Raw genomic sequence first — 13,444 nt, 5'->3', positions numbered from 1 at the left:
TTATTGCTTAAATCCAAATAAGCCAACTTTCCAAAACTTGCTAAAAAGCTAAAATATTTCGTCGAACTCAGGTTAGATAATTAATCAGCAATATATTTTTAAATATTTATGCTAGAGTTTCTGATGGTAAAACCAATTGATCAATTCATAGGTAGCTCTAAAGAAGAGTTAAGTAGAGTATATAAAATTTATTGCAAAGCATATAAAGTGAAGCAATCAAGAAAAAATACGTTTCTTTTGATGTAAAACAAAGTTATGAGCTGTTAATTTGCGATGTGGCAGCAGTATTTGATCGTATAGAACGTTTTGATAGACATCAAAATCGAACTAGACATTCGAATTAGTAGGTTAAAACTAAAAAATTAAGAACTCCTACAAAGTGATCTCTGCTGAAACTACTGACGCCTCCAGCACTTGGAGAAAAACATTTGGTATTGTTGGCGAAACAAGTTTATGAGCTTAAAGCATCATGTACTCAATTTATGTTTACCTAGAATCTAGTTCACAATTAAATTCATGTTTAATAAACAATAAATTTAATTACTGATAGCACTAAAGTGATAAATTATAAAATATTTGGTTTATGAACCTAGCTATGAATACATATTTTCCTAGTAAAAAGGTCTTAAGAATAGACTAAATTTGCCTAGGAAAGTGGTGGTAGTCCATCACTAATTAAAAGGTGTCTACAAAATCGGCGGCTATTGAGCCTGTACCGTATTTTGTGTAAGTTCCATTTTTTATAAATGACCTTTTAGTCGATCATCAAAGTGAATCGTAAACCAATTCATTGCTAAACGCCAATTTTGAATTGGCATCGTCCATTTCTTAGCAGCATTTGATGTTGCTAAGTAAATCACTTTCTTCACTGAATCATCAGATGAGAATATTTTTCTCTTTTTGGTTGAGTGCCGTATAACGCTGTTCAACGACTCAATTGCATTTGTTGTATAAATTGCATGACGTATTTCAGCTGGGTAAGTAAAGATTGTTCGGATATTTTCCCAATTCGCGCGCCATGATTGTCCTATTTTAGGATATTGGTGATTCCATTGATCACAGAATATATCTAAAGCTTTTAAAGCATTTTCTTCTGTACTTGCCTGATAAATTGCCTTTAAGCCCGATGTTACAGCCTTGTAGTCCTTCCAGCTCACAAATCTCAAGCTATTACGTACAACATGTACGATACACAGTTGAATGTCAGTATGAGGATAAACAGAGGCTATAGCATCAGGGAAGCCCTTTAATCCATCTATGCATGCAACAAGAATATCTTGTACACCCCGATTTTTAAGTTCTGTCATAACGGATAACCAGAATTTGGCACCTTCTGTTTGGGCAATCCACATACCAAGAAGTTCTTTCTGACCATCCATATTAATGCCTAAAGCTAAATAAACAGATTTATTGATAACAGTTGAATGTTGGCGCACTTTTACAACAATACAATCTAAATATATAACAGGGTAAAGGCTATCGAGCGTTCTGTTTTGCCACTCTGAAACTTGCTCAATGACAGCATCAGTGACTCTACTAATCAGGGATGCAGACACATCGGCATCGTACATTTCCTTAAAGAAGGCAACAATTTCCCTATTCGTCATTCCTTTGGCATATAGCGAAAGAATCTGATCATCCATGCTCGTAATACGAGTTTGATGTTTCTTGATAATCTGAGGCTCGAAGGATCCATTCCGATCACGAGGGATATCTAATGCAAGCTGTCCATCTTGTGTTAAAACGGTTTTAGAACTAAAACCATTACGAGCATTAAAACCTTTCTTTGGTTGATGCTTTTCATAGCCTAAATGTTCAGAGAGCTCAGTATTGAGAGCTGTTTCAATCATGAACTTTTTGAAGACTGCTGTCATTTGGTTTAAATCTTCAGGAGTTTTTAGACCTTTAGCCAGTTCAGCCGCCATACTTTTGATTGTTGCTTCATCCATGTGAAGTACCTCTTTTTATTATCCTCATGAGGATAAATGAAAATTAAGTACTTACACAAAATTTAGAACAGTCTCCGGCTATTCAATAAGTGTAGTTTACGATTTGGTATAAATATTATGCTGAGGCTGGGTTTTGATAGCTACTAATTCTGTTTAGCTTTTTGGCGTAAGACATACAGATATAAGCTTTCTACTTTTTCACGTGCCCATGGTGTGGTACGTAAGAATCGCAATGATGATTTAACACTTGGATCTATGCAAAAACATCTAATTTCAATTTTACGACTTAAGCCTTCAAAGCCACCGTAGTAATCCAATAATTCATCCAAAATGTCAGCAAGTTTTTTGCCGTGTAAAGGGTCATTGGAGGTGTTCATAATAGATCAATCATATTTTGGAAGGTCATCATTATAACCTGAGCTAGTTGAAAAATGAGAGGATTAGAATTTAAACGTAATTAACATAGAAAATGACAGCTTATCTTCTTATTTACAACAGTGCTGATGCATAAAATCTTTCAAATAATTAATAATTCAAAGACAGCTTTTTAATATATGCTAGCATTAAAAAGCGACAAGAAAACGGCTTCTTTCAGGCGCACAATATTTAACATAATGCCCATTATACGAAATCAGTCTGTAAGTCCCAAATAGAAATGTCCGGTTTCTCCAAAGTAGAAATGTCCGCTTTTAGAATACTCAACTCGAGATTTTTTAGCGCACGATTGGCCAATATGTATTTACGTTGCTGAAGGCTCTTATCAATATCCTAACTCGTACTTTCTAATTTAAATTAAAAAGTAGTGAAATCACTATCAGTATTAGAATTTTGTAGTCCTAGACAAATTTAGACCATTACCCGATTTTATGGTTTATATAGGGAAATGAATGACAAAATTAATCTCATAACAAACCATTAAACCGCACTATCAACTGAAGCTCTCTTTAAATCGTCCGGTACATTAAATGAATAGCGACCTCATAGACATGAGCATAAAAAGCCCAATATCAAATTGGGCTTATTCTTTACTCTTCAACTTCTACGGGATCACCATCTTCAGAGCGAACATGCAGCGTGCCATCTTCTGCAGGATCAACACTTGAACCATCTTTAGTAATGGCGTTATACATCTCATCTTCTTTTTTAACGTCGATAAATTCTTCATCTTCTAAATCGAGAGGCTGCTTATCATCTTCGAAATCTAAAGGCTTTTCTTCGTCTATCATGGCGGTGCATCACTTATTTAAACCAAAGAGTCTTATGCTTAAACATTTGATAAAGTTATTCAACAGTCAGCAAACACCATTTGTGTAACAGGCGATTTACAATAAATATCATGTGGAATAGACAACCAAATTCTAGACACACAAGCTGCATTTCTATTCATCCTGTTTAATCGTATTTTCTAACTGATTAATGGCTTGTTGAGGTTAATTTTTTATTCGTGATTTCGCTTATATTCATCCTTTAATTCAGCGATGATCAAACCTTATCTGAGTAGACTTGATCCCAATAGGGATACTCACCGAAATATTCTGCGATGAAATCAATAAAATAGCGGCAGCGCTGAGACAAAAACCGATTTTTGGGATAGACCGCATAGGCATTTAATGTCGGTAATTGGTACTGGGTAAGTAAGGGCAACAGTTCACCACGGGCCACTGCTTGATAGGCGATAAAAGTGGGAATAAAGGTAATACCATGGCCCTTTACTGCCATATCCATTAAGAATTCACCATTGGTGGCTTTGATTTTGGCGTTGATCGCGACAGTGTGTTGTTGTCCTTGTTCATCAATCAACTCTAGCGTGTCGTGCTTGTTTAGGCCGTATTGCAAAAACTCATGCTGCTGTAATTCTTCTAGCGTGTGCGGCGTGCCCATTCGACTTAAATAGTCGGAACTTGCGCACAGCATCAAACGGATCGGGGTGAGGCGTTTGGCCTGATAACTGGAATCTTTTAATTCTGTAATACGAATGGCTAATTCATAACCCTCTTCAATTAAATCGATATGTCGATCAGAGAAGTCGAGTTCAAAGCTTAAATTAGGATTCTGATGAGCGTATTCATGAATCACCTGACTCAGATGCATTAAACCAAATGACAAGGGTGCAGTCATCTTTAGGGTACCTTCTATACGCGCAGGCGCACCACGGGTCTGTTCATTTAAGGCATCCACTTCAGTTAATATATTGTTTGCCCGTCGATAATACTGCTCCCCCGCTTCGGTCAAATGAGAGTTACGCGTGGTGCGGCTTATCAGTTGAGCCCCCAAATGAGATTCTAAGTCTTTAAGACGACGGCTAACTGCCGACTTGGCCATATCTAACTGCGCTGCGGCTTTGGTAATACTACCCGCATCGACAATTCGTACAAACATGGCCATATCTTCTAACTGCCCCATTGCCATCACCTCATTTTGGGTATTGCATAATTGTTCTCTAAATCAGAACTAATATTTGCAAATATCACTGTTTATTCAGAAACAGTCAACAATTAAGATGTGCTTATTCTTTAGATAAACCTTAAGCCATCCATGCATAGAGACTGCCCATGAATCAACTACAAGCGTTTAGCGCACTGCTGGGGCGTTTATTTCTAGCGATGATTTTTATTCAATCCGGCCTCAGTAAAATGAGTGATTACGCCGCGACGCAAGGCTATATGGACGCCATGGGAGTGTCTTCTGCCCTGCTACCGTTGGTGATTGCGCTTGAAGTGCTGGGTGGTATAGCCATCGTAATTGGTTTTAAAGCGCGTTTGGTCGCCTTAGCAATGGCTGGATTCAGCCTTCTTTCAGCACTTTTATTTCATACGAATTTCAGTGATCAAACCCAAACCATCATGTTAATGAAAAATATTGCCATTGCCGGTGGTTTTTTGATGATCGTGGCACACGGTGCAGGTGCCTACGCACTTGATAACCGAAATGCAGTACAAGATTGATCAGACTAAAGCGCATGTTTGTTATAAACAGAAAACGTACCATAAGCCCCTATTTTATGCTTGTCAGTAGGCTGCATGATTATGAGCTTACTGCAAAAAATGAGAATTGCGCTTCGCATTTCACTAGCATTCTTGTACGAAGTGCAAGGTTAGACGCAACACGCGGCGCTGACCCGTTAATGACTAGATGTACCTCAGCTATTTTTTATTCAGGAGATATAATGAAAACCATTTATCATGCCGCAAACACTCGTGGTGATGCCGATCATGGCTGGCTCAAAAGCAAACATAGCTTTAGTTTTGCCAATTATTATGATCCGGAACGTATGGGTTTTGGTGCATTACGCGTCATCAACGATGATTACATTATGGGCGGTCAAGGCTTTGGCAAGCACTCGCATCGTGATATGGAAATTATTACCCTTCCCTTATCGGGTAAGCTCAGTCATGGCGATAGTCTCGGCAATCAGGGCATCATCAAAAGTGGTGAAATTCAAGTCATGTCCGCTGGCACAGGCATTATGCACAGTGAGATGAATGGAGATGCCGAACAACCTGTGCAACTTTTGCAAATTTGGGTAGAGTCCAATAAAAGCAATGTTGCACCGCGCTATCAACAAATTGCGCTTGATCAGCTGATGCAGCCCAATCAGTTTAACCAAATTTTATCACCCGATCCCGATGATGCGGGCGTATGGATTCATCAACAGGCATGGTTTAGTTTAGGTCGTTTCGAGCAGGGTATAAGCAAAAATTATCCGCTACACGGTGAAAATCAGGGTGTTTATATCTTTGTGATTGCCGGTGAAGTGAGCGTGAACAATACAACCTTGCATCACCGCGATGGTCTTGCGGTATGGGATACGCCAAACGTCACTTTAGATATACTGCAAGACGCAGAAATATTGCTCATGGAAGTGCCGATGCAGAGCTAAAAAAAAATTTAGGCGGATACTTTTTATTGAGTCTAAAAGCTGATGTAACAGGAATGTATGCCCTAAGATCAACTGCTAAGAGGTCAATCATGTGCATAAAAACGTAAGAAGGACGCTGAGCAGCTGTCGGAGGGATTGCCATCGCTCGGTTATTTCCCAATAAAGACAAGCAGCCGATGGGTATATGCTACGTTTTAGATCATGTCAGACTGCCAGACTTTGCAGGCCAGCAGTATGATTCAGATACACTCATTCGCTTTGATCGTCGCGATATGACGAATCAACAAAGTATGCAGGTGACGGTAAAATAAGGCACCCGAATCATGTTTTTAGGTGCAGTGCCTTGGGCGCAAAAGTCATGCTATGGTGGAACTTTGTTGCAGACAATAACGCTAAGATTGAGCAATCGATTAGAGATGGGATCATCATCACCCGCGTTTTGGTGAGGTTAATTCTAGCCTAAAACGGCTGCTTACACCGCCATTGCCTGAAGGTTTTAAAGGCTAAATAATGAATAATTTTTTAGCTGGTTTCTGGATAATTTTATTGCTCAGCACAGTATATAGATATGAGCCATTGTCTATGCTGAAATTCGCTCATTTAAGATCGTCATCGTCGAATATCTATTATTCTTTATACGAAATTGCCTGTTATTTTTTTCATGATTCTAAATCACCTCACCGCGATTAATTGGAGATTCACTATGTCAAATTTACACACCTTACAACAACTGGCTGAAATACGTCGTTCAATCTACGCCTTAAGTAATCAGATGTCTGTATCTAAAGAAGAAATCGTTAAAGTGGTTGAACATGCCATTTTACATACCCCATCCTCTTTTAATTCGCAGTCGACTCGTATCGTTATACTATTTGGCTCAGATCACGAAAAACTTTGGCAAATTACTGAAGATACATTGCGTGGTATTGTCAATGATGATGAAAAATTTGCCTCTACCCAGCAAAAACTGGAGGGCTTTAAAGCCGGTGCAGGCACAATACTCTTCTTTGAAGCACAAAGTGTGGTGAAAGGCTTGCAAGAGAATTTTTCTTTGTATGCCGATAAATTTCCAGTCTGGTCAGAGCATACCAGTGGCATGCATCAATATGTAATCTGGACAGCGCTGGCCAGTTTAGGAATTGGTGCTAACTTACAGCATTATAATCCTGTTATTGATGCACAGGTGGCTAAGACATGGAATATCGACACAGACTGGCAACTTATCGCACAAATGGTGTTTGGCCATGTCGAACAACCTGCTGGCGATAAATCATTTGAACCGATTGAAAAACGCTTAAAAGTATTTGGTTAATCCGCTAACAGTGATCGTTAGATCTCTTGCATCAATCAAAAAACGATCAACTAGAAATAGATCAGTTGATCGTTTTTTATAGCCGATAAAAAGTCATATTCTCTTTTCATCATGACATGAAATTTTCCAAAGCTAAAACCCCATCCAACCGCCATTTCAAGCGAAGCGTGGCTAGACAAAGCTGAACTTTTTCAAAAATGCGTGAGGTTGATGCGTCCGTGATGGCGATTTGATCGTGCCTGAAAACTGAAAAAGTTTGATCGTGGCAAAAAAAGTGTCATCGCCTGAAAGCTCATCATTTTATCTGACGCAAAGGTGTCTACAAAATCGGTGATAATTCACTCTTAAACTCAGTTTTTCAATGACGCTCATCATGACAGAGCTGAAGCGATTGCTGATGATCAAAACGAGTTAAGGCAAAAAATAGCATCAGTGTAACCATCAATATAGTTAAGAAATAATAAGGAAAACTTGGATTGAGTTGATATAAGCCTGCACTGATTAAAGGCCCTACTACAAAACTAAGCGCTTGAGTGGCAGTACACCATGCCGCGATTTTAGTTTGCATCTCTTGAGGTGCCGTTTGTGCAGCACCTGTGGTAAAAGCAGGCGTCAGACAAGCGATAGAAACACCATATAAAACATAGCCAGCTTGAAAAATAATCAGCTGATCTGTGCTGAAAGAGATGATTAATCCCGTCAACATACTAACCAAACCCACCCACAATAATTGCTGGACGGAGCATTGAAGGTATTTGGAAATCAGCATTTGCATCAGGGCCAGTGAAATTGCAGCAATGAACGCACATTGTGAAAAATAGACAGCGCCCTGCCGTGCACTCAGCTGAAAATAATCCTGAATATAAAAACCTGCGGTCAGATTTAAAGTGACAATTGCTAAATACAGGCTAAAGCCTAAGATTAACCAGATCATGGTTTTATCTGCGCTAAAGCTGACTGGCTGATTTTGATATGTGTGTTCGGCCCTCGTTTGATGATGTTGCGCGAGTAAAGCTGTTTCAACGGGCAAGACCTGATCATAATGATCTGTGCTGTAGCCAATTAAAATCACGCCACTCAATAAGGCCAGAATCAGAATAGCGATCCAAAGCGGTACAAATATTCCTGCGGCTAAAAGTAACGTGGTTAATAAAGGGCCGACCATCATTCCTAAACTGGCCAACACACCAAATTTTGCTATATTTTTCGAGCGCTGTTTTTCCGTGTAAGCCTGCGTCATCACATGAGTTTGTAAGGCAATTTGTGGCATGGCCATAAATAGACCGGTAGCAGCACGGCTCAGTATTAATAAAACAAATAACAGACTGGCTGAAATTGAAGAAAATAATCCATACATCAATATTGCCGAGAAGATTACCCAAGTGAGGGTCATCCCCACAAATCCAACACTGAGCAGTTGATATACCGAAAATTTTTGCTGAGACTTGGATATATATACAGCCGCCAATGCCATGCAGAATGAACTTATCGAGATCAGCGCCGCGCCTTGCAATTCAGTTAACTGTAGTTCACGTGTGAGCGGCGCTAAAAGCGGTAAAATCATAGAAAAGCTCGCACCATTGGCAATGCAAGCAAGCATAAGTATCTTGTTATTATGATTCACGATACGACGATCCATAAGAAGCAAAAATGAGAGTGCGAGCAAGAAAAAGGCAGCAGGTGCTGCCTTTTAGTCCATTTTTAGTAATGAAGCGTATAGCTCAAACCATATGTTCGACCCTGTGCCGGCAAACTGGATATCGGACCATATACGCTTGCAACCGATTGGCTATAAACTGATTTATAGTCGCTATTCCATAGGTTATAAACGCCAAAACTGGCGCTGCCTGCACCTACTTTTGCATTAGCGATGACATCCATGGTTGCAAATCCCTGAATCTGGGCAGGGACAGTCGACCCATATTGCTGGGCATCTTTTGCGGCTTTGTCTGTGCCCCCAATAGCCAGTGCTTGCATCCGCAAACTCATGTCATTGTCAAATTTCCAGTCCGAATAAAGCGTGCCTTTTAAAGGGGCGATGCGAATCGCGTCTAATTCTTGCCAATCGCCTGTGGCATTTTTGAATTGACCACGCGTATACGCCAGTGTGCCGCCCACTGTCCAATCAGATTGAAGGTTATAATGCATATGTGCTTCTGCACCATACACACGCTCATCAGTATCAAGAACATCAATGGTGTAATTGGGACGGCCAAATTTAATTGATTTATCAGAGTTATTATAAAAGACCGAAATGCCCGCATTTAAACCATCAGCAGATTGTGTACGCCAGCCCAGTTCATAACTGTTGACTTTAATCGGATCAATACTTTGATTGTCAATCTTAAAGCCCGCCGGCATATCGCGTAACATGCGTTGCACATCCGGTAAATTTGCGCCTTGTGAAAAATTGGCAAACACTTGCTGTGCATCGCTTAAATGATAAACCGCACCCACATTTAATAAGGTTGCATCGTGCTTTACTTTCGCACCCTGCAATGTTTGAGCCTGATAAGTCGGCACATCATCGGCAGTAATTGCCTCTGAGTATGGCGTGGAGGTAGATACGTCACTTTCTACTGCTTCGTGCCGAATACCCGCTTGCAGGCCTAAGCGATTGGTTAGGTCAAAATTGGTTTGTGCAAATACCCCCAGTTTCGCTGTTTTTACCTCTGGACCAAATTCATATTGATTCAGTGCGGTGAAGCCTAGACCATTACTTTGCATAAACCGCGTCAAATCATAGCGTTGTACTTGGGCACTGTCTTTTTCATTTTCATAGTCCACGCCATAAGTGAAGCCTAGGGTGCGATCATCACTGAATATAAATTGTTTTTGCAAAGCTAAACGCGCCCCCCAAACCTGCATATCACTTTCAGACTGATTGACCAGATAGGTCTGCAGCTGTGGATGCACAAAGCCATTCACTGATGGATAAAAACGTGCGGTTTCACTGCGATAATAGGCTTCAGCATTTAAGGTTTGCCCCCAGATATGCTGATTCTCATATTGAATATTGGTTGCATAGCGTTGGGTTAATGGCTGATCATCCAGCTGTAAGCCCTTAACTGCTTTTAAGCTGGGGGTTTCACCCGCCAGTAACACCGCTAAGTTTTTACCGTAATCTGGGCCATAATCACTGTCTTGTTCATCATGATAGTATTGCGCGCCAAAACTTAAATTTTGTCCATCTGCAATGTTCCAAGCCAGACGACCATGAAGGTCTAAGGTTTGGGTGTCTTGTCGATCTGTCTGTGCAACTTCAGGTCCAATGCGTTTGCCGTGACCGTCCTGAAATTCTCCACGTTTTGCATAACTGCCGCCAAAGCTGCCTTGAAGATCTGCCTGATTAAAACTGAACAATTGAGAAACCTCATAGGCAAGGGCATCCGACTTGAGCTGATGTCCAGAGCTGATACCCACGGTGGTTTCGAAACTAAGCGGTTTTTCACTGCCGCGACGCGTAATAATATTGATAATGCCACCAGTAGCACCGGAACCATAAATACTGCTTGCACCTGAAACCACTTCCACCCGTTCAATCATGGCCGGACTAATACTATTGAGTTGACGCGATAAATCGCGGTAGCCTGTCTGTGGTACCCCATCAATCATATATTGCACCACCCGACCGCGCATGGTCATGCCGTAGTTGGATGTGGTGCCAGAACTTGCCGTTAACGACGGAATCAGCGTGCTTAATATCTCTGCGGTTGCTTTTCCGGCACTGGATTGCTTGGCAATGTCTTCACGTGAAATGCTATACACGGTTCCTGCAATATCCGAGATATTTTGTGGCGATCGCGTTGCGGTCATCACAATTGTAGCTAGCTTGGCGCTCTGTTGTGGTTGACTGTGATCCCCTGAGTCAAGCACTGTGTTTTGTGCATACAGCTGTGTACATATTGCCAAACTTAAGCAAGTCAGTTGCACGGGTAAAGTAAGATGCCTCATGTTTTATGGTTCCTGTTTTATGTCAGACTTAATTTTTTTGGATAAAGTAAAATGCTTTAATTGAAATTCTGAGCTGTAAAGCGCTTTGTTTGGTTGATAATCCATTGACTGAGCACAAGGCTTAGGATTGATGCGATTGCCAGAACCAAATAGAAATTGCCATAGCCTAAAGATTGCGCAAGAAAACCTGAGAAAGCAGCGCCAATGAAATACACCAGTAGCTCAAAACAGATCAAAAGCGTGAAATCTGTGCCAGCCTGTTGCTTTGAACTGATGTGCATGAAATAGGCATAAAGTGAAGTCATGGCGATATAACGTATGGCCAGCATCAGCACCACAAAAATACCAAGCAGCGATTGCCATTGATTGAACCAACCTAAAATTACCGAGCAGCCCATCAAGGCATATAAAAGAGTTCTGGCCCAACCGGCCCAGATCAGCAATTGTGTGGCCGGTAATTTTTTCAGTAAAAAAGCGGCGCTAATGGCTGCAAGCAATCCCACGCCTGCCCCCATTACAGACATCAAGACGCCAATTTGTGACAGGCTCCATTTTTGATCAATCAACATCGGATTCAGCATGGCCATGGCCGGTGCTTCCACGATGCGATAACAAGCAATAAGTGCAAATGCCCATAACATTTCAGGTCGTTTAAAGGCGTGGCTCAGACTAGGACGGGCTTGCAGGCTATGGTGCGGTTGAATCGCGGAATTGGCCGATTGGTCTTGAATAAAGAACACTGCGATCATGGTCAAAAAAGTCATAAATGCAAGACTCAGCAGCGCGATTTTCCAGCCATAATATTGATACAGCCATAGCATTGCCGCCCCACCAATCATGCTGCCCACAGCCACACCCATACTTTGCGCCATACTGCCAAAGCGATAATCTTGCGGTGAAAAAGCTTCTATTGTGTATCCATCAATGGCAATATCCTGCGTCGCAGCAAAGCTTGAAATCCATAGGCCAATCATCACAAAGACCATTAAGCCATACGAAAATTGCGTTAAAGCCAGTGCCACCAGCCCCAGTACTAAGGCAATCTGGGGCAACAACAACCATGTCTTGCGCTTGCCCAGTTTCTTAAAGTAGACTCGGTCAATTAAGGGCGCCCAAAAGAATTTAAACGCCCAAGGAATATACAGAAGCGACAACATGCCAATCCAACGCAAGTCCACCCCTTGATGACGCAAGATGGCAGGCAAGGCCACATTATAAAAATACAATGGCAAGGCATGCGCCAGATACAACACAATCACCACTGTTAAGCTCAGTGCAGTAAATGTTTTTTCGGCATGGGTTTTTATTGCGGGATTCAGATTGTTCATATCCACCTCTGCACAGCCCATTGCACGGCATCAGAATGATCTAAAGTCACGTAGTACGGCACACGCCATGCCGCATGTAGCGCAGGTGAATTCAGTCGCAGTTGATCCTGTGAATCTTGTGCGATGCGAATCAAGCCCAAACAGTATTGGAAAAACAGCTGTTTATTTCTTTTGTACCATAGCGCTTGCAGCTGACGATATTCTTCAGGAAATGTGGTTGCCGGTGCCGTCTGCATGATCAGTACAAAATATTTTTTCATCTGCAAAAGCTGTTCAACCTGTGACAGCCATTGCTCAAATTCTGTCATCGAGACATGATCGAAAAAGCGCATATCTATTACCTGGATATGTGTCGACTGATAGCTCACGTGATGGCCTCAGTTTGCTTGGCGTGTAATTTTAATTGCTGCTGATAACGTTTTGAGGCCTCTAAGTAAGACTTGAATTTTGCGTAGAATTGATCTTTAAAACAGCAGTACAACATGGCTGTTTTTTCAGGCATTTCGATTAAACCTTGTGCTTCATAGCACATCTCTTCCACCACCATGGCATAGGGTTTGACCGTATGATCAGGCTCGCCGACAATTTTCAGCGACGCAGTATTTTCAAAAATATAAAAGCCCAATAAGCGCATCACAGGACGTAAATAGCCTTGACCAAAAGCAGATTTTTCCCCAAACAATAAGTGCCAGCCTAAGTCCGACGCATCTCCTGAGTAATAGCGCCCCAAACGATCACGTTGAGCTTCATACACTTCGCTATAACCCACATCTTGACCATTCACCCCCACAATCAAAATGCGATGATGATCATCTGCCAGCATTTTTTCGTAATAGACTTTCAGTTCCACCTCCGATTTATTCAGTTGCCATTGCGGAATCACATGCGCTTCATGCATCCATTTATGCAGCAACAGCATATCTTCGGGATAGCGCATTTGACGCAAATAGAATTGCGTCTCATTCTCATAGTATGGGTAAAAATCTGGAAGTTGACGAGATAAAGACGTCATAAGTGCATC

General features: G+C 41.3%; 13 protein-coding genes. 4 read left to right on the top strand and 9 right to left on the bottom strand.

Annotated elements, in window-relative coordinates; all coding sequences use genetic code 11:
• Window positions 1-740: 740 nt before the first annotated feature.
• From SE27_RS12515 to SE27_RS12500, 4 genes are all read right to left on the bottom strand, one after another.
• On the bottom strand, window positions 741-1,949 hold the full coding sequence (locus SE27_RS12515; protein ID WP_039624119.1) for an IS256 family transposase: 1,209 nt from the start codon (window positions 1,947-1,949) through the stop codon (window positions 741-743).
• Between the two features lie 143 nt (window positions 1,950-2,092).
• Window positions 2,093-2,326 carry a VF530 family protein gene (locus tag SE27_RS12510; protein WP_039624117.1) on the bottom strand — a complete coding sequence of 78 codons (234 nt, stop codon included), beginning with the start codon at window positions 2,324-2,326 and terminating at the stop codon, window positions 2,093-2,095.
• A 648-nt stretch (window positions 2,327-2,974) separates the two neighbouring features.
• On the bottom strand, window positions 2,975-3,175 hold the full coding sequence (locus SE27_RS12505) for a hypothetical protein (RefSeq protein WP_039624115.1): 201 nt from the start codon (window positions 3,173-3,175) through the stop codon (window positions 2,975-2,977).
• A 256-nt stretch (window positions 3,176-3,431) separates the two neighbouring features.
• On the bottom strand, window positions 3,432-4,352 hold the full coding sequence (locus SE27_RS12500) for a LysR family transcriptional regulator (RefSeq protein ID WP_039624113.1): 921 nt from the start codon (window positions 4,350-4,352) through the stop codon (window positions 3,432-3,434).
• A 149-nt stretch (window positions 4,353-4,501) separates the two neighbouring features.
• Here SE27_RS12500 and SE27_RS12495 point away from each other — a divergent pair, with 149 nt between their 5' ends.
• The 4 genes from SE27_RS12495 (at window position 4,502) to SE27_RS12485 (ending at window position 7,141) form a co-directional block, all read left to right on the top strand.
• Window positions 4,502-4,894, top strand: a complete 393-nt coding sequence (locus tag SE27_RS12495) for a DoxX family protein (protein WP_039624112.1) — start codon at window positions 4,502-4,504, stop codon at window positions 4,892-4,894.
• 221 nt (window positions 4,895-5,115) lie between these two features.
• Window positions 5,116-5,829, top strand: a complete 714-nt coding sequence (locus SE27_RS12490; protein ID WP_039624110.1) for a pirin family protein — start codon at window positions 5,116-5,118, stop codon at window positions 5,827-5,829.
• Between the two features lie 176 nt (window positions 5,830-6,005).
• Complete coding sequence (locus SE27_RS14205; RefSeq protein ID WP_264673636.1) at window positions 6,006-6,140, top strand: hypothetical protein; 135 nt, start codon at window positions 6,006-6,008, stop codon at window positions 6,138-6,140.
• 392 nt (window positions 6,141-6,532) lie between these two features.
• Window positions 6,533-7,141 (top strand): nitroreductase family protein, encoded by a 609-nt coding sequence (locus tag SE27_RS12485; RefSeq protein WP_039624108.1) that lies wholly within the window; start codon window positions 6,533-6,535, stop codon window positions 7,139-7,141.
• 358 nt (window positions 7,142-7,499) lie between these two features.
• Here SE27_RS12485 and SE27_RS12480 read toward each other — a convergent pair whose 3' ends face one another.
• From SE27_RS12480 to SE27_RS12460, 5 genes are all read right to left on the bottom strand, one after another.
• Window positions 7,500-8,765 carry an MFS transporter gene (locus tag SE27_RS12480; protein WP_039624269.1) on the bottom strand — a complete coding sequence of 422 codons (1,266 nt, stop codon included), beginning with the start codon at window positions 8,763-8,765 and terminating at the stop codon, window positions 7,500-7,502.
• A 77-nt stretch (window positions 8,766-8,842) separates the two neighbouring features.
• Window positions 8,843-11,095, bottom strand: a complete 2,253-nt coding sequence (locus SE27_RS12475) for a TonB-dependent receptor (protein ID WP_039624106.1) — start codon at window positions 11,093-11,095, stop codon at window positions 8,843-8,845.
• A 56-nt stretch (window positions 11,096-11,151) separates the two neighbouring features.
• The gene (locus SE27_RS12470) at window positions 11,152-12,423 is read right to left on the bottom strand and encodes an MFS transporter (protein ID WP_039624104.1); all 1,272 of its coding nucleotides are present in this window, start codon (window positions 12,421-12,423) and stop codon (window positions 11,152-11,154) included.
• Window positions 12,420-12,791, bottom strand: a complete 372-nt coding sequence (locus tag SE27_RS12465) for a hypothetical protein (protein ID WP_039624102.1) — start codon at window positions 12,789-12,791, stop codon at window positions 12,420-12,422. The genes SE27_RS12470 and SE27_RS12465 overlap by 4 nt, the downstream gene beginning before the upstream one ends.
• Window positions 12,788-13,435 (bottom strand): GNAT family N-acetyltransferase, encoded by a 648-nt coding sequence (locus tag SE27_RS12460; RefSeq protein WP_039624099.1) that lies wholly within the window; start codon window positions 13,433-13,435, stop codon window positions 12,788-12,790. The genes SE27_RS12465 and SE27_RS12460 overlap by 4 nt, the downstream gene beginning before the upstream one ends.
• Window positions 13,436-13,444: the final 9 nt, after the last annotated feature.

The sequence above is a fragment of the Acinetobacter harbinensis genome (genome assembly GCF_000816495.1).
Classification (GTDB): Bacteria; Pseudomonadota; Gammaproteobacteria; order Pseudomonadales; family Moraxellaceae; genus Acinetobacter; species Acinetobacter harbinensis.
Note: the sequence above shows the minus strand (reverse complement) of the source record. Positions and strands in the feature narration are given on the sequence as shown.

Excerpts from the sequence above, each read along its gene's own strand:
- SE27_RS12515 (WP_039624119.1), bottom strand. The coding sequence starts at position 1,949 with ATGGATGAAGCAACAATCAAAAGTATGGCGGCTGAACTGGCTAAAGGT.
- SE27_RS12510 (WP_039624117.1), bottom strand. The coding sequence starts at position 2,326 with ATGAACACCTCCAATGACCCTTTACACGGCAAAAAACTTGCTGACATT.
- SE27_RS12505 (WP_039624115.1), bottom strand. The coding sequence starts at position 3,175 with ATGATAGACGAAGAAAAGCCTTTAGATTTCGAAGATGATAAGCAGCCT.
- SE27_RS12500 (WP_039624113.1), bottom strand. The coding sequence starts at position 4,352 with ATGGGGCAGTTAGAAGATATGGCCATGTTTGTACGAATTGTCGATGCG.
- SE27_RS12495 (WP_039624112.1), top strand. The coding sequence starts at position 4,502 with ATGAATCAACTACAAGCGTTTAGCGCACTGCTGGGGCGTTTATTTCTA.
- SE27_RS12490 (WP_039624110.1), top strand. The coding sequence starts at position 5,116 with ATGAAAACCATTTATCATGCCGCAAACACTCGTGGTGATGCCGATCAT.
- SE27_RS14205 (WP_264673636.1), top strand. The coding sequence starts at position 6,006 with ATGGGTATATGCTACGTTTTAGATCATGTCAGACTGCCAGACTTTGCA.
- SE27_RS12485 (WP_039624108.1), top strand. The coding sequence starts at position 6,533 with ATGTCAAATTTACACACCTTACAACAACTGGCTGAAATACGTCGTTCA.
- SE27_RS12475 (WP_039624106.1), bottom strand. The coding sequence starts at position 11,095 with ATGAGGCATCTTACTTTACCCGTGCAACTGACTTGCTTAAGTTTGGCA.
- SE27_RS12470 (WP_039624104.1), bottom strand. The coding sequence starts at position 12,423 with ATGAACAATCTGAATCCCGCAATAAAAACCCATGCCGAAAAAACATTT.
- SE27_RS12460 (WP_039624099.1), bottom strand. The coding sequence starts at position 13,435 with ATGACGTCTTTATCTCGTCAACTTCCAGATTTTTACCCATACTATGAG.